Genomic DNA, 24,003 nt, shown 5'->3' with positions numbered 1-24,003 from the left:
GCGAGTTCGATAGGAGACAAAATTCATGACGCAATTCGTGCATCCGCGCGCCGCGCGGCGCTGGCTTGCCGCCGCCGCCCTGGCGGCTGTGGCGCTACCCGCGGCCCAGGCCGCCGGCTATCCCGAACACCCCGTCACCGTCGTCGTGCCGTATCCGCCGGGCGGCGGCGCGGACATCTTCGGCCGCGCCATCGCCAATGCGCTGCAACCGGGTTTGAAGCAGACCGTGCTGGTGGAAAACAAGCCGGGCGCGGGCGGCAACATCGGCATGGCGTACGTGGCCCGCGCGAAGGCGGACGGCTACACGCTGGGCCTGGGCACCATCGGCACGCAGACCATCAACCAGTTTCTCTACAGCAACATGACGTTCGATCCCGAACGGGATCTGGTACCGATCGCGCTGGTCTCCACGACCCCAAACGTGATCGCCGTCAGCGCCAAATCGCCGTACAAGACCGTGGCCGACGTCATCAAGGCGGCCAAGCAATCGCCCGACAAGAAGCTGACCTATGCCTCGCCCGGGATCGGATCGTCGGTCCATCTGACGGGCGCGTATTTCGAATCGATGGCGGGGGTGGCGATGCTGCACGTGCCGTTCAAGGGCACGTCCGCATCCTTGCCGGCCGTGGCGGGCGGCCAGGTGGACCTGCTGTTCGACAACCTGCCGGGCGCATTGGCGCAGATCAAGGACGGCAATCTGGTGCGCGGGGTGGCCGTCACATCCGGCGAGCGCGATCCGTCGGTGCCGAACCTGCCCACCGTTGCGGAGTCGGGTCTGCCCGGGTTCGACGTCACGGCGTGGTTCGCCTTGTACGCGCCGCGCAACACGCCGGCGCCCGTGGTCAAGCAATTGATCGATGCCGCGCGCAGCGGCCTGCAAAGCCAGGCCATCGCCACCAACTTCGCCACCATGGGCGCCAAACCCGGTACGCTTTTCGGCGACGACCTGGCGGCCTTCGAGCGCGACGAGCGCAAGAAATGGGGCGGACTCATCAAAGACAAAGGAATCACCGCGCAATGAACACCCCCATCGCACTTGTCACCGGCGGCAGCCGGGGCATCGGCCGCGCCATCGTGGCGCGGCTGGTGCAGGACGGCTATCAGGTCGTCAATTTCAGCCGCCGCGCGCCCGACCAACTGCTCCCCGGCGAGACCTTCCGCTCGGTCGACCTGGGCGATGCGGCGGCCACTCGCGAGGCGGCGCGCGAGCTGGCGGCCGAGCGGCCGGTGCTGCACCTGGTCAACAACGCGGGGATGATCCAGGTCGCCAACATCGAGGACGTTTCCGAGGAAGACCTGCTGCGCACGATGGCCTTGAATGTCACGGCGCCCGTGCTGCTGTTGCAGGCGTTGTTGCCGGGCATGCGCCAGGCGGGCTACGGACGCGTGGTCAACATCGGCAGCCGCGCCGCGCTGGGCAAGGCCGGGCGAACGGTGTACGGCGCGTCCAAAGCGGGGTTGGCCGGCATGACGCGCACCTGGGCGCTGGAGCTGGCCGCCGACGGCATCACCGTGAACACCGTTGCGCCAGGCCCGATCGCGACCGAATTGTTCAACCAGTCGAACCCGCCCGGCCAGCCGAAGACGCTGGCGCTGGAAGCCTCCATCCCCGTGGGCCGGGTCGGGCAGCCGGAAGAGGTGGCGCACAGCGTCGCCCTGTTCCTGGACCGGCGCGCGGGCTTCATCACGGGGCAACTGCTGTACGTGTGCGGCGGCATGTCCGTGGGGCTGGCGGGCTAAAGGCTGTCGTCCAGTTCCCAGGTGAATTCCGGCGTGACCTGCAGCGACAGGCCTTGCGGCCAGAGCAGCTTGTGCAGCCGGATCACCTCGTACGCATAAACGTTTTCCGCCAAGGGCAGGCCCTGGTCGAGGATGGCGCGCGCGGCGGGGACGCCGGTGCCCAAGGTTGCCGACAGGCGGGCGATGGCGGTGCCGCGCGCGATGCCTTGCGCACGCGCGCGCACTGTGTAGGGCGTTCGGTCATGGAAGGGGTGGTTGGGATTGGTCGTGGCCACCATCCAGCCGCAATGCGCGCATTCCGCAATCAGGCTCATGCCCTGCGTGCGCGTGGCTTGGGGATGGCCGCATTCGGGGCAGGGGCTGTCGGTGATCGGCATGTCAGGAAAGCCGTTCCGGCCTTTTATGCAATGGTCCCACATGCTGCTCGACGGTCTTGCGCGGCATTTTGCCGGTGCTTTGCAGCGCGCTGGCCCGTTCTTCGCGCAGGCGCCGCAGCACTTCGGTGGGCGCCACGCCGAAGTGCGCCGCGAATTTGCGCTGGAAGGTGCGCCGCGACATATGGCAGGCGTCCGCCATGTCGTCCACCGACCAGCGCGCCGACAAGTGCGCTTCAATCTTTTCGACCAGATCGCGGAACGGTACGGCGACGCGGTCTTGCAGGCGCAGGCTCTGGCTGTACTGGCGCTGGTCGCCGTCGCGCCGCATGAAGACGACCAGCCGGCGCGCCACCTGCTGCGACAGTGCCGCGCCATGGTCGCGTTCGATCAGGGCCAGCGCCAGATCGATGCCTGCGGTGACGCCGGCAGAGGTCCAGTACTTGCCGCTTTCGATGAAGATGCGGTCGTCCTGCACGCGCAGCGCGGGGTACATCTGGCGCAGCCGGTCCGCCGAGCGCCAGTGCGTGGTGACGGCCAGGCCGTTGAGCAGGTCCGCCGCGGCCAGGACGAACGCACCGGTACAGACGCTGCACGTGCGTGCGGCGCCGGCGTCGCGGCGTCGCAGCCAGGCGCGAGTTTCCGCGTGCGAGCTGGCGCGGTCGACGCCGGGGCCGCCTGGCACCAGCAGCATATCCACCGGTGCGTCACCGTCTTCTTCGAAGGTGCCGTCCACCTGCATGCGCAGCCCTTGCTCCCAGGTGCTGACGACGCGTTCAGCGGCGATCGTATTCAACTGGTACAGCGCCTTTCCCGCCTCTTCGTTTGCCGAACTGAATGCCTGCCAAGGGCCTGCCAGGTCCAGCGGCTGAAAGCCGTCGAACAGGACGAACAGCACGCGTTGTGGCGCGTTTTCCGCCATTTGTGGCGCAACGGGCTGGGCGCGTCCGCCTATGCTGGGCGTTGGCGTTCTTGAAGGAGCATCGTCATGCATGTGAATATTCTCTTATTCGAAGGGCTGACCCAGCTGGATATGACCGGCCCCTATGAGGTCCTGGCGAACGCGCCGGGCTTCACCGTGGATTTTGTCGCAAAAACGCGGGATCCGGTACGGTGCGATCGCGGATTGCAATTCGTGCCCACCCAGACGCTGGCGTCCGCGCCGCCCTGCGATCTGCTGGTCGTGCCCGGCGGGCCGGGCACGGATGATGCCATTGTTGACCCCGATTGGGTGGCATTCACGCGCAAGCAGGGGCAAGACGCGCAATATCTGTTTGGTATTTGCACGGGGTCGCTGCTGCTGGGTGCGGCCGGGCTGTTGCGCGGCAAGCGGGCGTCCAGCCATTGGCGGGCGCGCGAACTGTTGTCGCGCTTTGGCGCCATCCCTACTGACGAGCGCCTGTGCGTGGACGGCAACACCTACACCGCAGGCGGCGTGACCTCGGGCATCGACATGGGCCTGAAGGTCGTCGCGGCGCTTTGCGGCGACGACGTCGCCAAGCTCATTCAGTTGCAGATCGAATACGACCCCAAGCCGCCGTTTCCCGGCGGCACGCCCAAGACGTCCGAGCCGGCGGTGGTCCAGCGTTACCTGGAGATGTCGCAGGCGCGGTTCGATCGGCGGCGCGCCGCGGTGGACCGGGCGGCGGCGGCCATGCCCTAGGGCGGGTTACTTGCCCAGATGGTCCAGCGGCAGCGGGCTTTGCGGTTTGACCGTCTGGATGGCGAAGTTGCTGCGGATGTCCTTGACGCCCGGCAGCTTCAGCAGTGTGCCCAGCAGGAAGCGCTCGTAACCGCGCAGGTCGGGCACTACGACCTGCAGCAGGAAGTCGGATTCGCCGGACACCAGGTGCGCGGCGATGACTTCCGGCAGCGCACTGACTTCCTTGCGGAACTGTTCGGCATCGCGTTCGTGGTGCCGCTCCACCTTGACGCCGACGAACACGGTCAGGCCCAGGCCGACCTCGTCCGGCGCCAGCCGGGCCTCGTAGCCCTGGATCACACCCGCTTCTTCCAGCATGCGCACGCGGCGCAGGCAGGGCGAGGGCGACAGGCCGATCTGCTCGGCAAGCTCCACATTGGTCAGGCGGCCGTTCTGCTGCAGGGCCTCGAGAATGCGCCGGTCGTAAGCATCCAGGTCGCGTTTTGGCATAGATTTAAGAAATGGATTAATGAAGAAGATGAATATGCCAGCCATGGTAATCGGATTGGCATGAATCGCAAGCACATGCCAGCCCGATTTTCCTAGAATGATCGCCTTGAAGAATGCGTGGGAGAGCGCGGTGATGGCCGATATGGCGATGTTTCTTGGGGCCTTGTTGATTGTGTACGTGGTGCCTGGGCCCGACATGATCCTGTTGTTGGAAACGGGAGTATTGCGGGGCCGGGGACAGGCGTTGGCGGTCGCCGTCGGTCTGGCCATTGCGCGCGCCGCCCACGTGACATTGGCGGCATTGGGCCTGGCAGCCCTGTTCAAGACCCACCCGTGGGCGTTCGATGCCGCGCGCACCGTGGGCGGCATCTATCTGATGTGGCTGGGCGCGCGGCTGCTGCGGGCCGGGCCCGTGGTGCTGGACGCTGCCGGCCAGACGCCGCCGCGAGGCTCGGGCCTGGGCGGCGCGTTGATTGCCGGCGTGCTGACGAATGTGCTCAATCCCAAGGCCCTGCTGTTCTGCTCGGTGCTGCTGCCGCAGTTCGTGTCGCCGGACCATGGGCCGATCGGTCCGCAATTCGCGCTGCTGGGCGTCATCCTGGTCAGTCTCGGCTTGGCGTTCGACGTGGTGTGCGCGCTGGCGGGCGGGGCGGTGGGGCGCTGGATGTCGTCCAGTCCGCGCGCGCAGAAGGTGCAGAGCGTGATCTTCGGTACCGCGCTGATCGGTTTCGGCCTGCGGCTGACGTTCGCGCAACGCCCGGCCTGAAGCGCATCGCGACAAGGCGGGGCAAGAAAGAAAAAGGGCCTGACGCATTGCTGCGCCAGGCCCTTTTTCTTTCACGGCAGCGCCGCTTACTTGCCGAAGGCGTAGGCGTCTTCGTCCACGTCTTCCTCTTTGGCGGCAGGCGCCGTGGCGCCGTCCTGCAACAGTTCCGCCGCCGTCATGCCCTTGGTCAGTTCCAGGGCCTGGCGCTCGAACAGGCGCCGGTACAGGCCGCCCTTCAAACGGATCAGCGCATCGTGGCTGCCTTCTTCGATGATGCGGCCATGGTCCATCACCAGCAGGCGGTCCAGGGCGCGCACGGTCGACAGGCGGTGCGCGACCACCAGCGTGGTGCGGCCTTCCATCAGCCGGTCCATCGCCTGCTGGATCAGCACTTCGCTTTCGCTGTCCAGGCTGGAGGTGGCCTCGTCCAGGATCAGAATGGGCGAGTCCGCCAGGAACGCCCGCGCGATCGCCACGCGCTGGCGCTCACCGCCCGAGAGCTTCACGCCGCGTTCGCCCACCAGCGTGTCGTAGCCCTTGGGCAGCGACATGATGAAATCATGCGCGCTGGCCAGCCGGGCGGCCTGCTCAATATCGGCCTGGGTGGCGCCGGGCCTGGCGTAGGCGATGTTCTCCGCCAGGGTGCGGTGAAACAGCACCGGGTCCTGCTGCACGATGGCGATCTGGCTGCGCAGCGACGCCTGCTTCACCTGGGCGATGTCCTGCCCGTCGATGGTGATGCGGCCGTCGTTCACGTCATACAAACGCTGGATCAGCTTGATGAACGTGGTCTTGCCCGAGCCCGAATGCCCCACCAGGCCGACGCGTTCCCCGGGCGCGATGCGCGCGGAGAATTTGTCGTACAGCGCGGTGTTGTGCGAGCCATAGCGGAACGTCACGTCCTCGAAGCGGATTTCGCCTTCGGTGATCTTGATCGCACCCGCGCCGGCGCGGTCGGTCACGCCCAGAGGCTGGCGTTCCATTGCCACCAGTTCCTCCATGTCGTTGACCGAACGTTGCAGGTTGCGGATGTGCATGCCCACGTCGCGCAGATAGCCTTGCAGCACGAAGAACATCGTCAGCGTGAAGGTGATGTCGCCCACCGTCGCCTGGTTGCGCGACCACAGCAGCAGCGACGCGCCAAGGATGGCGGCCTGCATCACCACCAGCATCGCGCCCTGGATGCCGCCGTTCAGCGTGGCGCGCACCCAGGTACGGCGGGTGCGGTTGCGCCACTTGTTGACCACGCGGTCCAGCCGGACTTCTTCGCGGGTCTCCGCGCCGAAGGCCTTGACGACCGCGTTGCAGCTGACGGCGTCCGCCAACGCGCCGCCCATGCGCGTGTCCCAGGCATTGCCCAGACGCGCGGCCGGCGCCACGAAGCCCAGCGACAGCGCCGCGGTGACGGCGATGTACAGCACGGAACCCAGGCCCACCACCAGCCCCATCAGCGGCCAGTGCGCGCCCAGCAAGGCCGTGGCGCCCACCAGCATCACGACGGATGGCAGCAGCGCGACCAGCAGCGTGTCGTTCAGGATGTCGACGGCCCACATGCCGCGCGTGATCTTGCGCACCGTCGAGCCGGCGAAGCTGTTGGCATGCCAGTCGGTGGAAAAGCGCTGCACCCGGTAAAAGGCGTTGGACACGATGCCGTTCATCATCTTCAACGTGAAGGTGATGATGTTCTGGAACACGGCCTGGCGCAGCAAGGTGCCGCCCACGCCCAGTGCCACCAGCAGCCAGAAGGCCGTGAGGGCGGCGCTCCAGGCCAGATCGTCGCCCGTTGAACCGGACGCGACGGCGTCGACCAGCCGGCCCGCGTACATCGGGGTCAGGATATCGGCCACGGCCGATAACAACGCCAGCACCACGATGACGAGCGTGCGCCAGGGTTGCAGGCCCCAGTGGCGGAAGGTAAAGCCCAGGACATCCTTAAAGGCCTGTCCTCGAAAGTCTATTTTTTTTCTAGCCATAACAATGGCCTGGCGGCACAAGACACGCCAGGATGTCCTTGTGAGGAAAGAGGGGATAACAAGCCAGATGCCAAGGGCACCGGCGACTGCGTTCAGGGGTTTGGAGCGGGCACGGAGGACCGGTCGCTAGGTAACGGTCTAGCGATGGTTCCGCGCGGGCGACGACTTAATGGCGTCGCGGGGACACGCGCGGGACGGCGTTGGGCATGGGGTGAGTCATCATGCAGCCTCCCTGTCGGTGATTTGAGTGGACGAAAAAAGGAAATGGGCAAAGGCCCGTATTGCTGATTCTATAGAAGTGATGTAGGCGAATCAACGGGGGCAGGGCGTGCGGCGCGTCGAGTGTGGGTTTTTTTCAACTCGGGCGCTGGCCGGCGGCAAAGCCCTGCTGGCCATCACGCCGACGTGAACAAGTCCGCGGGCAATTGTGCGACCGCGTCGTAAGTCAGGCGGATGTGCGCGGCAAGCAGCGCACAGGCGCGGTCGGCGTCGCGCGCCAGCGTGGCATCCAGGATGCCTTGGTGTTCATCCTGCAAGTCGCGCGCGATGGGCTTGCGCGTGACGGTCAGGCGGCGATAGCGCTCGGCCTGCTGATACAGGATGCCCAGGAAATGATGCATCCAGCGCGATGGACAAGCGCTGATCAGTTCGCGGTGGAACTCGCGGTTGCGCTGCTCCCATTCCTCGAAGCGGGCTTCCGGGTCCGCGGCCAGGCGCTGCTCGGCCTTGCTCAACCGGTGGAAGGCGGCCAGAACGGCGCTTTCCCAGGTGTCGTCGCCCATCGCGATCGACTGGCGCAACGCTTCGGTTTCCAGCAGCACGCGGTTTTCGGTGATGTCGCGGAAGTCTTCCAGCGAAATGGGCGTGACGTGAAAGCCGCGCTGCCCCTGTGCGATCACCAGCGCGTCCGACACCAGCAGCGCCAGCGCTTCGCGCAGCGTGCCGGCGCCCACACCGTAATCGTCTTTCAGGTGTTCGACGCGCAGGCGCGAGCCGGGCGGATGCTTGCCCTGGATGATGTCGCGCCGCAGGTTGACATAGGCCGTGCCCACCAGGGTATTGGCCGAGGCGGTGTGGGCAAGCGAGGGGAGCGGGGTTCCGTCAGACATGAAGAGCACTGTAGCACTACGCCAAAAAAATCTCGATAAAAATTGTTGACTTCGAGATTTACGCTGCCTATCGTAGAAAAAAGCGCCGCCAATCCAGCGGAAAAATTCCCCCGGCACGATGCCGGCGGCAGGCGCACCTGGAGACAAGCAGTGATACGGCTACATGACATCCGGTACGTCCGGCTGGGCACCCGTGATCTGGACGCTGCGGTGCGCTACGCGACCGCGGTGCTGGGACTGGAGCTTGCCCGCAAGGAACACGGGGCGGCGTATTTCAAGTCCGACTCCCGCGACCACACCCTCTGCTATTTCGAAGGCGATCCGCGCGACCACACCGCCGCGTTCGAAGTGGATTCGCCCGACGAACTGGAGCAAGCCGGCGCCGTGCTCGAGCGCAGCGGCTACCAAGTCGCCGCCGGGCGGCGCGAGGATGCCGAGCAGCGCTACGTGCGCGATTTCCTGCAATTCACCGACCCCTCCGGCAACCGGATCGAACTGGTGCTGGCGCCGCAACACAGCGGACGGCGCTACTTTCCCGGCCGTGATGCCGGCGTCACCGGCTTCTCGCATATCGGCCTGCGCACGCTGGATCCGCGGCGCGACGAGGCCTTCTGGACGGGCCTGCTGTCTGCCCGGGTCAGCGACCGCATCGGCGAGGCGCCGTTGCTGCGCATCGATGAAGTCCATCACAAGATCGCGCTGTTCCCGTCCTCGTACCCGGGTGTGCAGCACATCAACCATCAGGTCGAAAGCATTGACGACATCATGCGCGCCTGGTATCAGCTGCGCGAATGGAACGTGCCGATCCGTTTCGGCCCCGGCCGGCATCCGACCTCGGGCGCGATGTTCCTGTATTTCGACGGCCCGGACGGGATGATCTACGAGTATTCCACCGGCGTCAGGCTGATCAGCGCCGAAGAGGAAAAGACCCATCGGCCGCGCAGTTTCCCCGCCGTGCCGTCGTCGTTCTGCATGTGGGGCGCCAAGCCCGATATCCCGGAGTTCAAGACATGAGCGCATCGCGCAAGGACGCCAGCGCCGGGCAGGAGGCGCTGGTGCGCGTCGCCGCGCGCGCGCTGGCCCGGGCCAATCTGGTCCACGCCTACGGGCATTGCAGCAGCCGGCTGGATGCCGACCATTTCCTGGTTTGCGCGGCGCGGCCCATGGGCCTGATCGCACCCGGCGAAGCGGGCACGGTGGTGCCGGTGCATGGCGACCTGCCCGAAGGCGTGCTGGGCGAAGTGCGCATCCACCAGCACATTTACCGGCTGCGGCCGGACGTGGGCGGTGTGATCCGTTCCATGCCGCCCACCGTCATGACCCTGTCTTCGGCGCGCGTCACGCCGGCCGCGCGCCACGGCATGGGCTCTTATTTTTCGCCCGCCGTGCCGTTGTGGGACGACCCGCAACTGGTGCGCAGCGATGCGCAGGCGCGTGGCGTGGCCGAAACCCTGGGGGCGGCCAGCGCGATCGCGATGCGCGGCAACGGCGCCGTGGTGGCCGCCGAGTCGCTGCTGCATGCCACCGTGCTGACGTGGTATCTGGAAGACGCCGCCCGCATCGAATGGCAATTGCGCGCGGCGGGGCTGGCCGACGGCGCGCCGGTGCTGTCGCCGGCAGAGGCCGCCGCCCGCGCGGTGGGCACCGGCCGCATCTATGAACGCATGTGGGAATACCTGACCGCCGGCGACCCCGAAGGCGCGCTGGCCGACCTGTCACAACCGAGGGCGCAATGACCGATTTCCGCAATTTCATCGACGGCCGCTGGGTCGAGACCGGTAAAACCTTTGACAACCGCGATCCGGTCGACAACCGGCTGATCGGCCGGGTGCATGAAGCCGGCGACGCCGAAGTGGACGCCGCGGTGCGGGCGGCCAAGGCGGCGCTGCGCGGCCCGTGGGGCGCGCTGAAGACGCAGCAGCGCGTAGAACTGCTGCACGCGGTGGCCGACGGCATTACCCGCCGTTTCGACGATTTCGTCGACGCCGAGATCGCCGACACCGGCAAGCCTTACGACCTGGCCAGCCATCTGGACATCCCGCGCGGCGCGGCCAACTTCAAGATCTTCGCCGACCTGATTCGCAACGTTCCCAACGAGACCTTCGACCTGGAAACGCCGGACGGCGGCCACGCCTTGAACTACGGCGTGCGCGTGCCGCGCGGCGTCATCGGCGTGATCTGCCCGTGGAACCTGCCGCTGCTGCTGATGACCTGGAAGGTCGGGCCGGCGCTGGCCTGCGGCAACACGGTCGTGGTCAAGCCGTCCGAAGACACGCCGGGCACCGCTACGCTGTTGGGCGAAGTCATGAACGAAGTCGGCGTGCCGGCCGGCGTCTACAACGTGGTGCACGGCTTCGGGCCCGATTCCGCTGGCGAAAAACTCAGCCGCCACCCGCTGGTGGACGGCATCACCTTCACGGGCGAAACCCGTACCGGCCAAGCCATCATGCAGGCGGCGGCGGTAGGCGTGCGGCCCGTGTCGTTCGAGCTGGGCGGCAAGAACGCGGGCATCGTCTTCGCGGACGCCGACTTCGACCGCGCCGTGGCGGGCATCGCCCGTGCCGCGTTCGACAACACGGGGCAGGTCTGCCTGGGCACCGAGCGCGTCTATGTGCAGCGGCCCATCTTCGAGCGCTTCGTCGCGGCGCTGGGCGAGCGGGCGCGGGGCTTCAAGCTGGGACGGCCCAAGGACCCCGGCGTGAACCTGGGCCCCCTGATTTCGCAGCGCCATCGCGACAAGGTGCTGAGCTACTACGCCCGCGCCCGCGAAGAGGGCGCGACGGTGGTGGCGGGCGGCGGCGTGCCGGACATGCCTGACGGGCTGGCCGCGGGCGCCTGGATCCAGCCCACCGTGTGGACAGGCCTGCCGGAATCGTCCGCCGTCATCCAACAAGAAATTTTCGGGCCGTGCTGCCACATCGCGCCGTTCGATACGGAAGAGGAAGCCATTGCCCTGGCCAACGCTACGCCTTACGGCCTGGCCGCGACCGTATGGACCAGCAATGTCGGCACGGCCCATCGCCTGGGCGCGGCGCTGGACGTGGGCATCTGCTGGATCAATTCGTGGTTCCTGCGCGACCTGCGCACGGCGTTCGGCGGCGCTAAGCAATCGGGCATCGGCCGCGAGGGCGGCGTGCATTCGCTGGAGTTCTATACCGAGCTGCGCAATGTCTGCGTGAAGCTCTGACGCATCAAGGCAGGCGCCGCGTAGAACGGCGCCGCCGCTCAACCCCCAAGGAGACATCAGATGCAAGCAATCCCAAGCGGCCTTGCCGCACTGGCTGCGGTGGCGACCCTGGCCGTGGCTGCGCCGCAATCGGCGCGTGCCGACATCCGCATAGGCTTTACGGGCGTGCTGTCCGGACCGCAGGCGGCGCTGGGCCAGGACCAGTACGACGGGCTGATGCTGGGCATCGAGCAGTTGGGCGGCAGCCTGGGCGGGCAGAAGGCGGTGGTGATCCGCGAGGACGATCAGCTCAAGCCTGACGTGGGCGCGCAGGTCGTGCAGAAATTCATCGAAAAGGACAAGGTCGACGTCATCGTCGGTCTGGGTTTTTCGAATGTGCTGATGGCCGAACTGCGGCGCATCAAGGAATCCGGCGTGGTGGCGCTGTCCACCAACGCCGGCCCCGCGCCCATCGCCGGCCGCATGTGCCTGTCGAATCTCTTCGTGCTGGGGTGGCAGAACGACAGCATGTCGGAGGCCATGGGCAAGTACGTCAAGGATCAGGGCTACAAGCGCGCCTACCTGATGTCGGCCAACTATCAGGCGGGCAAGGACAAGCTGGCGGGCTTCAAGCGCTTCTATGGCGCGGCGCCGTCCGACGAGGTCTATACGCAGCTGGGGCAGCTGGACTATTCGGCCGAGATTTCGCGCATGCAGTCTGCCGGCCCCGATGCGCTGTTCGCCTTCTACACGGGCGGCGTGGGCGTGAATTTCGTGCGCCAGCTGCGCCAGGCCGGGCTGATGGAAAAGCTGCCGTTCTTCTCGGAAAGCCTGATCGATTCCAACACGCTGACCGCGCTGAAAGAGCAGGCCGTGGGCGCGATCTACGGCACGCCGTGGGCGACCACGCTGGACAATCCGCAGAACCGCAAGTTCGTCGAATCTTTCAAGGCCAAGTACGGCCGCCTGCCGTCGGAGTACGCCGTGGGCGGCTACGACGCGGCCTATCTGCTGGACGCCGCCGTGCGCGCGCAAGGCGGGAAAGTGGGCGATAGCAAGTCGCTGGCCACGGCCGTGAAAGCGGCGGGCGCCACCTTTCCGTCGGTGCGCGGCACGTTCCGGTTCAACACCAACAACATGCCCGTGCAGAACCTGTATGCCTACCAGGTGGTGAAAGAGGGCGAGGGCGTGGGCGTCAAGCAGTTGGCCACCGTGCTGAAGGACCACCAGGACGCCTACGTGGCGGACTGCCCGCTGAAGTGACGGGGCGGCCGCCCTCGGGAGACGTCCGATGAATGGATCGCTGCTGCTGTCGCAATTGCTCAATGGCCTGCAACTGGGTGCGTTGCTGTTCTTGATGTCGTCGGGGCTGACCCTGATCTTCGGCATCATGAACTTCATCAACCTGGCGCATGGCTCGCTCTACATGATCGGCGCCTTCCTGGGGGCCACCGCCTACAACGCCAGCGGCTCTTTCACGTTCTCCATCCTGGCCGCGGTGGCGGGCAGCGGATTCGTGGGCGTGGTGCTGGAACGGCTGATCGCACGTCCGCTGTACCGGCACGACCACCTGTACCAGGTGCTGGCCACGTTCGGGCTGATGATGTTCTTCAACGAGCTGGCCTCGGTTATCTGGGGCAGCCGGCCGTATTACGCGGCAGTGCCCCAGACGCTGGAAGGGGCGGTCAGCCTGTTCGGCAACGACTATCCCGTCTACCGGCTGATGATCATCGGGGTCGGCGCGCTGGTGGCAGTAGGCGCATGGTTCTTGATCCAGCGCACGCGCTTTGGCATGCTGATCCGCGCCGGCGCCAGCAACGCGCCCATCGCCAGCGTGCTGGGCGCCAATGTCGACCTGCTGAAGACGCTGCTGTTCCTGCTGGGTTCCGTGCTGGCCGGCGTGGCCGGCGCCTTGGCGGGGCCGATCCTGTCGGTGCAGTCGGGCATGGGCGAACCGGTACTGATCCTGGCGTTGGTGGTCATCGTGGTGGGCGGCATCGGCTCGGTGCGGGGCACGCTGATCGCCGCGCTGCTGATCGCCATGATCGACACGTTGGGGCGCGCTTTCCTGCCGGACCTGCTGCGTGCCGTGTTCGACGCGCCGGTCGCCAACGCCGTGGGGCCGGCGCTGGCGTCGATGCTGATCTACGTCTTGATGGCCGTGGTGCTGGCGTTCCGCCCGCAAGGCCTGGTCTTTTCGGCGCGCCGCTGATCCGCGCGCCAGTGAACAAGGGCAATCCATCATGCAAGAATCTTCGTACCGGCGCTGGGTGCTGCCGCTGTTGTTCCTGGTCCTGGCCGCCGTCCCGTTCGTGGCGCAGTGGCTGGGCGAACCCTTTTACGTGACGTTGGGCGCACGCATCCTGATCTACGCGCTGGCGGCGCTGGCGCTGAACCTGGTGCTGGGCTTTGCGGGACTGGTCAGCTTTGGGCACGCCATGTTCCTGGGCCTGGGTTGCTACGCCGTGGGTATTCTCAGCTTCTACGGCATCGGCAGCGGCTGGGTGCAGTTGGCCGTGTGCATCGTGGTGTGCGCGCTGGTGGCCCTGGTGGTCGGGACGGTATGCCTGCGCACGTCCGGCATCGGCTTCATCATGATCACGCTGGCCTTTGCGCAGATGTTCTATTTCCTGGCGGTCAGCCTGCGCGAGTACGGCGGCGACGACGGGCTGAATATCTACGACGCCAGCGCCTTCGGCCTGTTCGACCTGGGCGGCAGCCAGCCGGTCTATTGGGCGGCATGGGGGCTGCTGCTGGCGGCCAGCCTGGGCATGCTGCGGCTGCGGCGTTCACCCTTCGGCATGATCTTGCGCGCCACGCACGCCAATCCACGTCGCGTGGACGCGCTGGGCTATTCGGTGTTCGGCGTGCGGCTGACGGCCTATGTGGCCTCGGGCGTGCTGACCGGCATCGCCGGGCTGTTGCTGGCCAACCTGACGGCCTTCGCCTCGCCCAGCTACATGTCGTGGCCGGTGTCCGGCGAGCTGATCGTCATGGTGGTGATCGGCGGCCTGGGCAATGTGCTGGGTCCGATCTTCGGCGCGGTGGCCTATCTGCTGATGGAAGAGGCCTTCAAGAGCGTGACGCAGCATTGGATGCTGCTGATGGGGCCCGTGGTCGTGGTGATCGCAATGCTGGCCCGGGGCGGCTACGGCCGCTCGCTGGCGTGGCTGTGGCCGGCGGGGCAGGCGCCTGCCAAGAAGGCCCAGGCCAGCAAGGCCGAGGTCAAGGAGGCGTCGGTATGACGGCCGCTACGATGGCCGCGCCCGCCGCGCTGGCTACCCGCGATCTGGTGCGCCGCTTCGGCGGGCTTGCCGCGACCGACGGGGTGTCGCTGGATGTCGCGCCGGGCGAATTGCACGCGCTGATCGGCCCGAACGGCGCGGGCAAGACCACGCTGATCAACCTGTTGTCGGGCGAACTGCGGCCCGACGGCGGCGCGGTCACGCTGGGGGCGGCGGACGTCTCGCGCGCCACCGTGCAGGAACGCGTGGCGCTGGGCATGTTGCGCTCCTATCAGGTGACGTCGGTGTTCGACAGCTACACGGTGCTGGAAAACGCCTGCCTCGCGGCGTTGCGCAAGCGCCGGCGCGGGCTGTCGGCCTGGACCGCGCTGCGCGATTGCGCCGACGTGGTGGAGGCGGCCCGCGAGGCTCTCAGCGCCTGCCGGCTTGACGCGGTGGCCGAGGCGCCGGTGGAAAGCCTGGCCTACGGGCAGCGCCGCCAGTTGGAAATTGCCATGGCGCTGGCGGGCCAACCGTCCGTCCTGCTGCTGGACGAACCCATGGCGGGCATGAGCGCGGCGGAAAGCGCGGGCGTCATCGCCTTGCTGCAAAGCCTGAAGGGCCGCTACACGATCGTCCTGGTGGAACACGACATGAACGCCGTCTTTGCACTGGCCGACCGCATCAGCGTGCTGGTCTACGGCAAGATCATCGCGACCGGCACCGCCGACGCGATCCGCAACCACCCTGACGTGCGCCGCGCCTATCTGGGCGACGACGCCGACGCATGAAGGAGCCGCCATGTTGACGATACGCGGGTTGACGGCGGGCTACGGCCATTGCCAGGCGCTGTTCGGTGTGGACCTGGACGTGGGGCAGGGGGAGGTGGTGGGACTGATCGGCCGCAACGGGATGGGCCGCAGCACCGTCATCAAGTGCCTGTTCGGCCTGCTGCCCGCCAGCCAGGGCAGCATCCAATACGGCGAACGTTCGTTGCGGGGCATGGCGCCATACCGGATCGGCAGGCTGGGTCTGTCGCTGGTGCCGGAAGGGCGCCAGATCTTTCCCACGCTGACCGTCGAGGAAAACCTGGTGGCCACGGCCAGCGAACGGGGCCGCGCCCAGGGCTGGACGCTGCCTCGTGTCTATGCGCTGTTTCCCCGGCTGCAGGAACGCCGCACGAACCTGGGCACGCAACTGTCGGGCGGAGAGCAGCAGATGTTGGCGCTGGGGCGCGCGCTGATGACCAACCCCAGCCTGCTGGTGCTGGACGAGGCCACTGAAGGCCTGGCGCCGGTCGTGCGCGCCGAGATCTGGCGCGTGCTGGCGCAACTGAAAGCGGAAGGCTTGTCGATGATCGTGGTGGACAAGAACACCACGGCCTTGCTGCGGCTGTCCGACCGCAACGTCATCCTGGACAAGGGGGCGACGGTGTGGCGCGGCAGTTCAGCGGAACTGTCAGCGCGGCCCGACCTGGTGGCCGCCTACGTGGGAGTCTGAAATGAGATTGCAGGACAAGGTAGCGCTGGTCACCGGCGCGGCGGGTGGTATCGGGCTGGCGATTGCGCGGCGTTTCGTGGACGAGGGCGCCTACGTGCTGCTGGTGGACCGCAAGGAAGCCGAACTGACGGCGGCCGTGCGCGGGCTGGGCGCGCGGGCGGCGGCCTTCGTGGCCGACGTGACCGACCCGGCCGCAGCCAAGGCGCTGGCCGACGATTGCGTTGCGCGCTGGGGCGGTCTGGACATCTGCGTCTGCAATGCCGGGGTGATCCGCGCGGCGGACTTCCTGGACCTGACGCTGGAAGACCTGGACGCCGTCATGAATGTGAACGTGCGCGGCACCTTCCTGGTGGCCCAGGCTGCGGCGCGGGCGATGGTCGCGGGCGGCCGGCAGAACGGCGCGATCGTGACGCTGTCGTCGATGACGGCGGAACTGGCGATGCCGGACCAGCTGGCCTACGGCGCCAGCAAGGGGGCGGTGCGGCAGATGACCAAGTCGATGGCGTTGTCGCTGGCGCCGCATGGCATACGGGTGAACGCGATCGGGCCGGGCAGCATTGACACCGAGATCCTGGCCACCATCACGAGCGACCCCGCCGCCCGGCGCACGGTCCTGTCCCGGATTCCGATGCAGCGCCTGGGCCAGACGGACGAAGTGGCAAAGGTGGCGGTATTCCTGGCGGGAGACGACGCCAGCTATGTCACGGGGCAGACGGTGTACGTCGACGGGGGGCGGCTGGCGCTGAACTATACGGTTGCCGTGCCGGAGTGAACGTCGCGAAGTCCGCCCAGCACTGTTGCGTGAAGGTGTACAGCGCGTCTTGCGCGGACAAGGGCGTGCGTCCGGCCAGGCGCGCCAGCACGTAATGGCCCTGGCGCTGCCGGTCTGGCGGGATCGGCACTTCCACCAGTCGCCCGGCCGCTTGCTCGCGGCGGGTGACGCAGATCACGCCCAACAGCAGCGTGTCGGTGTGCAGGGCTAGATCCACCAGCGGATCCAGGTTTTCGCAGCGCGTCGTCACCATGACTTCGGGCGCACCACCGGGCCCCAGCGTTTCGGCCAGCCGTAGCGACACCTCGGGGCTGAGGGTGCTGGATGCCACCGGATACTGCCGGATCTGTTCGATGCCGACGCGTTTGTGCGCCAGGATGGGATGGCCCGCGCGGCACACCATGCCGGCGCGCAACGGCGCGAGCGGACGGGCGTCGATGTCGGCCGCGTCATACAACATGCGCGCGTCGCAGACCATCGCGTCGATGCGCTCGCCGCGCAGCATGTCCAGCAGGGTCGCCGTGGCGCCCAGCTCGACGCCCACGCGCACCTGGGGATGGTTGGCCGCCATGTGGGTCAGGAAGGGCGAGAGCAGCAGGGAGGCCGGCGTGGGGCTCAGGCCGATGGTCAGCGTGCCGGACTCGCCACTGTGCAGCGTCTTCAGTTCACGCTGCAGCTCGGTTTCTTCGAAGCGCATGCGGCGGGCCCGTTCGGCCACGCAGGCGCCGTACGGCGTCAGGCGGACCTGGCGCGTGCCGCGGTCCAGCAACGGCAGGCCAAGCTCGGCTTCCAGCGCCTGGATGCTGCGGCTGAGGGCTGGCTGCGACAGGTTCACCTTCTCCGCCGCGCGTGAAAACGTGCCGTATTCAACGACGGCCAGCAGATGCTTGAGTTTCTGGAAGTCCATGTAGGAAGCGCATGAAAGCTATGAAATAAATGCATTGGAATTATAGTTTGGCGCTTCGTATCATGGTTTGTAGACGGTGCCCGCAAGAGGCGCCGCACTCCGCGTCCGGGTCTCGCACCGCGGCGCGGCCTATCAATACGGAGACAGATTCACATGAAGCAGCACTTGTTGTCGGCCGCCATCCTGGCGGCCTGCGCCGGCGTGGGCGCGGCCCACGCGCAACCTTCCACCGCCGGCAATGCCTCGGCCACAGTGGCCGACGCCCGCGCAGCGCGCCCGGCCAGCGGTCAGGTGACTATCCGCCGCGACGAATACGGCATGCCCCACGTCTATGCCAGTACCGTGTACGGCATCTTCTACGGCTACGGTTACGCGGTCGCCCAGGATCGCCTGTTCCAGATGGAGATGGCGCGCCGCAGCACCCAGGGCAAGGTGGCCGAAGTGTTGGGCGAAAAAATGGTGGCGTTCGACAAGTCGATCCGCGGCAATTTTTCGCCCGAACGCATCCAGCGCCAGTTGGCGGCGTTGCCGGCTTCTGAACGCCAGATCCTGGACGGTTACGCGGCAGGCATGAATGCCTGGATCGCACAGGTGCGCGCCAAGCCGGACAGTCTTACGCCCAAGGAATTCAACGACTTGCAGTTTCAACCGTCGGACTGGACACCCTACGATGTGGCGATGGTGTTCGTGGGCACCATGGCTAACCGGTTTTCGGACGCCAACAGCGAGATCGACAACCTGGCGCTGCTGACCGCGCTGAAGGACCGGCACGGCGACACGCGCGCCATGCAGATCTTCAACCAGCTGCGCTGGATGACCGACAGTCGTGCGCCCACGACGGTGCCCGAAGAAGAGGGCGTCTACCAGCCCGAAGTGGCGACGACGCCGGCCAGGCTGTCCTACGCGCTGCCGCGTTACGACGGCACGCCGCCCATGCTGGAGCGCGTGGCACGCGACCCGCAGACGCGCGGGGTGCTGGACGAGGCGCCCGCGGCCGTGCCCGCGCGCCTCCTGGCCCAGTTCGCGGATTCCGGCCAGCCCGGGATCGCGGGCTTTCCGACCACCAGCAACATGTGGATCGTGGGGCGCGACCACGCCAAGGACGCGCGCGCCATCCTCTTGAACGGCCCGCAGTTCGGCTGGTGGAACCCCGCCTACACCTACGGCATCGGCCTGCATGGGGCGGGTTTCGATGTCGTAGGCAACACGCCCTTTGCCTATCCCAGCATCGTGTTCGGCCACAACGCGCACGTGACCTGGGGCTCGACGGCGGGCTTTGGTGACGATGTGGACATCTACGCCGAAAAGCTCGACCCCGCCGACCGTACGCGGTACTTCCACAACGGCGAGTGGAAGACCATGGAAAAGCGCACCGAGCTCATCGCCGTCAAGGACGGCGCGCCCGTCCTCATGGATGTCTACCGGACCGTGCACGGCATCGTCACCAAGTTCGACGACAAACAACATGTGGCCTATGCCAAGGCGCGCGCCTGGGAAGGCTACGAACTGCAATCGCTGATGGCCTGGACGCACAAGGCGCAATCGCGCAACTGGGACCAATGGAAGCAGCAGGCCGCGCGCCATGCGTTGACCATCAACTGGTATTACGCCGACGACCGAGGCAACATCGGCTACGCGCATACGGGCTTCTACCCCAAGCGCAAGCCCGGCCATGACCCGCGCCTGCCCGTGCCGGGCACCGGCGAGATGGACTGGGACGGCATGCTGCCGTTCGCGACCAATCCCCAGGTCTACAACCCGCGCCAGGGCTTCATCGCCAACTGGAACAATCAGCCCATGCGCGGCTATCCGTCCACCGACCTGTTCGCCATCGTCTGGGGCCAGGCCGACCGCTACGCCGAAATCGAGACCCGCCTGAAGGCCATGACCGCCAACGGCGGCAAGGTCAGCCCGCAGCAGATGTGGAACCTGATCCGCACCACCAGCTATGCCGACGTCAACCGCCGCCACTTCCTGCCGTTCCTGCAACGCGCGGTGGCGGGGCTGCCGGCCGACGACGCTCGCGTGAAACTGGTTGCGGGGCTGCAGTCGTGGGATGGGATGAGTACCAGCGACAAGCAGCCGGGCTTCTATGACAATGCCGGGCCGGCGGTGATGGACGCGTGGCTGCGCGCCATGCTGAAGGCGACGCTGTCTGACGAGATGCCAGCCGACTTCTTCAAGTGGTACAGCGCCACGGGCTATCCCACGCCAGCCGCGCCGGCGACCGGATCGGTCAACTTGACGGTGGGCGTCAAGGTGCTGTTCAACGCGTTGGCTGGGCCGGACGCCGGGGTGCCCCAGCAGGTCGATTTCTTCAACGGGCAGCGCCCGGAAGCCGTGAGCCTGGCCGCGCTGGACGAGGCGCTGGCCACCTTGCAGAAAGCGTATGGACAAGACCCCGCCGCCTGGCGCATCCCTGCGCCGCCGATGGTGTTTGCGCCCAAGAACTTCCTGGGCGTGCCGCAGGCGGACGACAAGGCGGTGCTGAGCTATCCCGCTACCCAGAACCGCGGCACCGAAAACAACATGACGGTGTTCGACGGCAAGGGCGTGCGCGCCGTGGATGTGGTGGCGCCGGGGCAGAGCGGCTTTGTGGCCCCGGACGGCACCCCGTCCGTCCACACCCGGGACCAGTTCGACTTGTACAACCGCTTCGGCAACAAGCGCGTCTGGTTCACGGATGCGGAAGTGCGCGCCAACGCTACGTCGGTAGAGACGCTGCGTTATTGACCGCGTAGCCGCCCTGGTGGCTGGCCAGGCGCGCATAGGCCCCTTGCTTTCTCAGCAACTGGTCATGCGTGCCGGCTTCCGCCAGGGTGCCGCGCTCCAGCACCAGGATCAGGTCGGCGTCACGAATGGTGGACAGCCGGTGCGCGATCACGAGCGTGGTGCGGTGGCGCATCAAGGTGTCCAGCGCCCCGCGCACCTGCATCTCGGACAAGGTGTCCAGATGCGAGGTGGCTTCGTCCAGGATCAGCACCGGCGCGTTCTTCAGGAAGGCGCGAGCGATCGAAATGCGCTGACGCTGGCCGCCTGACAACTGCATGCCGCGTTCGCCTACGCGGGTCGCCAGGCCATCGGGCAGGGTCCGTACGAAGTCGGTCAGCGCCGCCTGGTCCAGCGCGCGGGCCAGCTCTTCGGGCGTGGCTTCGGGGCGAGCCAGCCGGATATTGCCTTCCAACGTGTCGTTGAACAGATAGGTGTCCTGCGTCACCAGCGCCACGCGCTCGCGCAGCCCGTCCAATTGCAGTTGCCGCACGTCCACGCCGTCCAGCTTCACCACGCCCGTGCGCGGATCCCAGAAGCGCAGCAGCAGGCTGGCTACTGTGCTCTTGCCCGCGCCCGACGCACCCACTACCGCGACCGTGGCGCCGGCTGGCGCCTTGAAACTCAGATCCTTCAACGTGTCTTCGTCTTTGCCGGGGTAGGCAAAGCTGACGTGCTCGAACGCCAGCGACAGGCCGTGCGTGGCCACGGGCGGCGCCAGCGGGCCGTCGGTGACGGGCTCGGGCTCGTTGGCAACGACATGCAGGCGGCGTGTGGCGGCGATGGTGTCGGCCAGTTGCCGGCTGACCTGCGAGATCTCGGACACAGGCAGGAAGGTCGCCAGCGCAATCAGCACCAGCAACGGCAGCATGCTGGCCGACAGCGCGCCGGCCGACACCTGCAAGGCGCCCACGACGGCCACGGCCAGGCCGCCCAGGCCCATCGCCACTTCAAACCATGCGGTCTGCCGGGACAGGTCGCGCAGGATGTCCAGGCGGCGGATGCGGTACTGGTCGGCGACTTTCAGGAACTGCTCGCGCCGGCGGCCCGTGGCCTGGAACGCGGTCAGGTCGGCCAGGCCCTGGATGGTGTCGGTGGTGTGGGCGCTCATTTCGCCCAGGGCTTGGCGGGCCTTGTCGCCCAGCGCATCGACGTGGCGGCGGCCGCGCACCGGCGACACCAGCGCATAGGCCAGGAAGGGCAGCAGCGCCAGCGCGACGGGCCAGCTATAGACGCCCAGGAAGCCCAGCACCGACAGCGGCACCAGCACCGACACGATGGCGGGCGCGATGGTGTGCGCGTAGAAATACTCCACCATTTCCACGTCCTGCGTCGCCAGCGCCACGAGGTCGCCCGAGCGGCGCTGCAGCAGATACGCCGGCGCCAGGCGTTCCAGCTTGTCGTAGAGATTGACTCGCATGTCGGCCAACAATTGGTAGGCCATGGCGTGCGCCAGCCAGGACTCCAACCAGTGGAACAGCGCGGCCAGCGGGGCGGCGATCAGCAGCCCGACGATCAGCCCGGAAACGTCCCGGCCGTCCCGGATGGCGGCCACGATCAGGGCACTGAAGATGCCCACCCCGATGAAGGCGGCCACGCGCGCCACCCCCAGCAGGATGGTGGCGGTCAAGGTGCCGCGCCACGGCCGGACGACGGACAGCAGCGTGCCCAGGGTGGCGCGCCAGCCGACCTGCTCGGCGTCCTGGTCCAACGAGCGCAGGGCGGGGCCTTGCTTGTCGTCGGAGGCAACGGCGGGCGTCTCTTGCGGCTGCACCAAGGCGGCCGGGGCGGGCGCGGGCGATCCGGCCGACGGGTTCTGGTGGGCGGCGGCCTGCTCATGCATCAGGCGGTAGTACAGCCCGCGCTGCGCCATGAGCTCCGCATGCGGGCCGGCTTCCACGACACGGCCCTGGTCCAGCACCAGGCTGCGATCGGCGCCGATCACGCTGGCCAGCCGGTGAGCCAGGATCAGCGTCGTGCGGCCCGCCATCAGGCGGTCCAGCGCCTGCTGGATCAACGCCTCGTTTTCGGTATCCACCGACGACAGCGCTTCGTCCAGGATCAGGATGGGCGCATCGCGCAGCAGCGCGCGGGCAATCGCCACGCGTTGGCGCTGGCCGCCCGACAGTTGCAGGCCGCGCTCACCGATGCGGGTGCCGTAGCCGTCCGGCAGCGCCATGATGAAGTCGTCAATGTTGGCCGCGCGGGCGGCGGCGCGCACCTGTTCGTGCGTGGCGTCGGGGCGTCCCAGCCGCAGGTTGTCGTCGATCGTGCCGTGGAACAGCGTGATGTCCTGGCTGACCAGTGCGATGTGCGACAGCAGCGTCTGCGTATCCAGCGTGTTCACGTCATGGCCGCCCACTCGGATGCTGCCCGACTGGGGCACGCATTCGCGCAGCAGCAGGCGCACGATGGTGGACTTGCCTGCGCCGCTGGGGCCGACGATGCCGACCCGTTCGCCGGCCGCGATGCTGAACGCCAGGCCCTGATGCGCACGGCGTTCGGGCGTGTACGAGAACGCCACCTCGTCGAACTCGATGGTGGGCGCCAGGCGGGCAGGCGCGGCGCGTGCCGCGCGCGTATCCGGTGCCGGCGTCAGCGGTTGCGCATCCATCAGCGCGTGGATGCTGACCGCGGCGGATTGGCCCAGCATGCCGCGGTGCAAGACCGAACGCAGATCGCGCAGCGGGCGGAAGATCTCGGTGCCGGCCATCAGCACGATCAGCAGCGCTTCGACGCTCATGTCGCCGGCGGCCACGCGCCAGGCGCCCAGCGTCAGCGCCAGCGCGGCGCCCAGCGCCACGCCCAGGTCACTGATGCCGCGCGTCAGCAGGCTGACCGACAGCACCCAGAAGGTGTTGTCCGACAGGCTGCGTGCGCGGGCGGCCAGCCGTTGGCCCCAGGCCTTGCCCTGCCCATAGGATTTCAGGGTGGGCAGGCCCTGCACCGCGTCCAGGAAATCTTCGCCAAACGCGTTCAGCGCCCGGGTGCGCGCCTGGCTGGCGCGGCGGTCAAGCATATGGACCGCCATCGGGCCGAACAGCGCGAAGAGCGCCGCCGCCAGGAAGACCAGCGCAGTGGGCACATCCCAGAATGCGATCACGGCAAAAATGGCGAAGGGCGCCGCCGCCGCGATGGCGACTTGCGGCAGGTACTGGCCGAAGAAGGTCTGCAATTGTTCGACGCCGTCCACCACCGTCAGCATGACGCCGCCGGTGCGCTGGTTGGCGAACCAGGCCGGCCCCAGGGAGACGATGCGGTCGTACAGTTTGCCGCGCAGCGTCTGCTGGATCGATGCCGAGGTGCGGTTGGCCTGCACGGTGCGCCAGTGATCGAACACGGCGCGCAACAGCACCATCGCGCCGACGCACAACGCGGGGGTGATCCAGTCCTGCCAGGGCGCGCCATCGAACACGCGGGCCAGCAACTGCCCCAGGAAAACGTAGCGCGCGATGCCGGCCGCCAGCGCCAGCAGGCCCAGGAAAATCCCGCCCGCCATGCCGGCGCGCAGGCCCGCCGTCAGTTGCCACAATCGAGAGTCGAAATACATA

21 protein-coding genes are annotated in these 24,003 nt (G+C 67.3%); 14 read left to right on the top strand and 7 right to left on the bottom strand.

The genetic code is table 11. The features are described from left to right. The first annotated feature begins 25 nt into the window (after nt 1-25). Together AC3WMU_RS10240 and AC3WMU_RS10235 are read left to right on the top strand one after the other, a co-directional pair. Entirely contained in the window at nt 26-1,021 is a 996-nt protein-coding gene (locus AC3WMU_RS10240) for a Bug family tripartite tricarboxylate transporter substrate binding protein (RefSeq protein WP_424625269.1), read from the top strand. Then, complete coding sequence (locus AC3WMU_RS10235) at nt 1,018-1,740, top strand: SDR family oxidoreductase (RefSeq protein ID WP_492282265.1); 723 nt, start codon at nt 1,018-1,020, stop codon at nt 1,738-1,740. The genes AC3WMU_RS10240 and AC3WMU_RS10235 overlap by 4 nt, the downstream gene beginning before the upstream one ends. Here the strand turns inward: AC3WMU_RS10235 and AC3WMU_RS10230 are convergent. Together AC3WMU_RS10230 and AC3WMU_RS10225 are read right to left on the bottom strand one after the other, a co-directional pair. Further along, nucleotides 1,737-2,117 (bottom strand): zinc ribbon domain-containing protein, encoded by a 381-nt coding sequence (locus AC3WMU_RS10230; RefSeq protein WP_492282264.1) that lies wholly within the window; start codon nt 2,115-2,117, stop codon nt 1,737-1,739. The two genes, AC3WMU_RS10235 and AC3WMU_RS10230, sit on opposite strands and share 4 nt — an antisense overlap. Nucleotide 2,118: 1 nt before the next feature. Further along, nucleotides 2,119-3,036 carry a GlxA family transcriptional regulator gene (locus AC3WMU_RS10225; protein WP_492282263.1) on the bottom strand — a complete coding sequence of 306 codons (918 nt, stop codon included), beginning with the start codon at nt 3,034-3,036 and terminating at the stop codon, nt 2,119-2,121. A 66-nt stretch (nt 3,037-3,102) separates the two neighbouring features. Here AC3WMU_RS10225 and AC3WMU_RS10220 point away from each other — a divergent pair, with 66 nt between their 5' ends. After that, nucleotides 3,103-3,777, top strand: a complete 675-nt coding sequence (locus AC3WMU_RS10220; RefSeq protein ID WP_088588473.1) for a DJ-1/PfpI family protein — start codon at nt 3,103-3,105, stop codon at nt 3,775-3,777. A gap of 6 nt (nt 3,778-3,783) precedes the next feature. On the opposite strand, the gene AC3WMU_RS10215 is transcribed toward AC3WMU_RS10220, so the two are convergent. Further along, nucleotides 3,784-4,266, bottom strand: coding sequence for an Lrp/AsnC family transcriptional regulator (locus tag AC3WMU_RS10215; RefSeq protein WP_006224133.1), 483 nt, complete (start codon nt 4,264-4,266; stop codon nt 3,784-3,786). A gap of 97 nt (nt 4,267-4,363) precedes the next feature. Here AC3WMU_RS10215 and AC3WMU_RS10210 point away from each other — a divergent pair, with 97 nt between their 5' ends. Continuing rightward, on the top strand, nt 4,364-5,032 hold the full coding sequence (locus AC3WMU_RS10210; protein ID WP_492282262.1) for a LysE family translocator: 669 nt from the start codon (nt 4,364-4,366) through the stop codon (nt 5,030-5,032). Between the two features lie 86 nt (nt 5,033-5,118). Here the strand turns inward: AC3WMU_RS10210 and AC3WMU_RS10205 are convergent, their stop codons facing one another. Both AC3WMU_RS10205 and AC3WMU_RS10200 read right to left on the bottom strand, forming a co-directional pair. Further along, nucleotides 5,119-7,005, bottom strand: a complete 1,887-nt coding sequence (locus tag AC3WMU_RS10205) for an ABC transporter ATP-binding protein (protein ID WP_280029408.1) — start codon at nt 7,003-7,005, stop codon at nt 5,119-5,121. A 395-nt stretch (nt 7,006-7,400) separates the two neighbouring features. Further along, complete coding sequence (locus AC3WMU_RS10200; protein WP_492282261.1) at nt 7,401-8,114, bottom strand: GntR family transcriptional regulator; 714 nt, start codon at nt 8,112-8,114, stop codon at nt 7,401-7,403. Nucleotides 8,115-8,264: 150 nt separating this feature from the next. Between AC3WMU_RS10200 and AC3WMU_RS10195 the strand changes: the two genes are divergently transcribed. The 9 genes from AC3WMU_RS10195 to AC3WMU_RS10155 are packed head-to-tail and all read left to right on the top strand — an operon-like array spanning nt 8,265 to nt 16,776. After that, nucleotides 8,265-9,128, top strand: coding sequence for a VOC family protein (locus AC3WMU_RS10195; RefSeq protein ID WP_492282260.1), 864 nt, complete (start codon nt 8,265-8,267; stop codon nt 9,126-9,128). After that, on the top strand, nt 9,125-9,850 hold the full coding sequence (locus AC3WMU_RS10190) for a class II aldolase/adducin family protein (protein WP_315135053.1): 726 nt from the start codon (nt 9,125-9,127) through the stop codon (nt 9,848-9,850). The genes AC3WMU_RS10195 and AC3WMU_RS10190 overlap by 4 nt, the downstream gene beginning before the upstream one ends. Continuing rightward, nucleotides 9,847-11,301, top strand: coding sequence for a 2-hydroxymuconic semialdehyde dehydrogenase (locus AC3WMU_RS10185; RefSeq protein WP_088588470.1), 1,455 nt, complete (start codon nt 9,847-9,849; stop codon nt 11,299-11,301). The genes AC3WMU_RS10190 and AC3WMU_RS10185 overlap by 4 nt, the downstream gene beginning before the upstream one ends. A 60-nt stretch (nt 11,302-11,361) precedes the next feature. Further along, nucleotides 11,362-12,543: an ABC transporter substrate-binding protein gene (locus AC3WMU_RS10180; RefSeq protein ID WP_427959378.1), complete on the top strand. Its 1,182-nt coding sequence runs from the start codon at nt 11,362-11,364 to the stop codon at nt 12,541-12,543. A 28-nt stretch (nt 12,544-12,571) separates the two neighbouring features. Beyond that, nucleotides 12,572-13,492, top strand: a complete 921-nt coding sequence (locus AC3WMU_RS10175) for a branched-chain amino acid ABC transporter permease (RefSeq protein WP_427959376.1) — start codon at nt 12,572-12,574, stop codon at nt 13,490-13,492. A gap of 31 nt (nt 13,493-13,523) precedes the next feature. Further along, complete coding sequence (locus AC3WMU_RS10170) at nt 13,524-14,525, top strand: branched-chain amino acid ABC transporter permease (RefSeq protein WP_492282259.1); 1,002 nt, start codon at nt 13,524-13,526, stop codon at nt 14,523-14,525. Then, entirely contained in the window at nt 14,522-15,295 is a 774-nt protein-coding gene (locus AC3WMU_RS10165; RefSeq protein WP_006224123.1) for an ABC transporter ATP-binding protein, read from the top strand. Before AC3WMU_RS10170 ends, AC3WMU_RS10165 begins: the two co-directional genes overlap by 4 nt. A 10-nt stretch (nt 15,296-15,305) precedes the next feature. Beyond that, nucleotides 15,306-16,004, top strand: a complete 699-nt coding sequence (locus AC3WMU_RS10160; RefSeq protein WP_492282258.1) for an ABC transporter ATP-binding protein — start codon at nt 15,306-15,308, stop codon at nt 16,002-16,004. Nucleotide 16,005: 1 nt separating this feature from the next. After that, the gene (locus tag AC3WMU_RS10155; protein WP_492282257.1) at nt 16,006-16,776 is read left to right on the top strand and encodes an SDR family NAD(P)-dependent oxidoreductase; all 771 of its coding nucleotides are present in this window, start codon (nt 16,006-16,008) and stop codon (nt 16,774-16,776) included. On the opposite strand, the gene AC3WMU_RS10150 is transcribed toward AC3WMU_RS10155, so the two are convergent. Further along, nucleotides 16,706-17,683, bottom strand: coding sequence for a LysR family transcriptional regulator (locus tag AC3WMU_RS10150; protein ID WP_006224119.1), 978 nt, complete (start codon nt 17,681-17,683; stop codon nt 16,706-16,708). The two genes, AC3WMU_RS10155 and AC3WMU_RS10150, sit on opposite strands and share 71 nt — an antisense overlap. Before the next feature lie 153 nt (nt 17,684-17,836). Here AC3WMU_RS10150 and AC3WMU_RS10145 point away from each other — a divergent pair, with 153 nt between their 5' ends. Further along, complete coding sequence (locus tag AC3WMU_RS10145) at nt 17,837-20,416, top strand: penicillin G acylase (RefSeq protein WP_492282256.1); 2,580 nt, start codon at nt 17,837-17,839, stop codon at nt 20,414-20,416. Here AC3WMU_RS10145 and cydC read toward each other — a convergent pair. After that, on the bottom strand, nt 20,388-24,002 hold the full coding sequence (gene cydC, locus AC3WMU_RS10140) for a thiol reductant ABC exporter subunit CydC (RefSeq protein ID WP_492282255.1): 3,615 nt from the start codon (nt 24,000-24,002) through the stop codon (nt 20,388-20,390). The two genes, AC3WMU_RS10145 and cydC, sit on opposite strands and share 29 nt — an antisense overlap. Nucleotide 24,003: the final 1 nt, after the last annotated feature.

The organism is Achromobacter sp. FW305-C-13, assembly GCF_058783475.1.
This window is presented reverse-complemented; position numbering and strand designations above follow the sequence as displayed.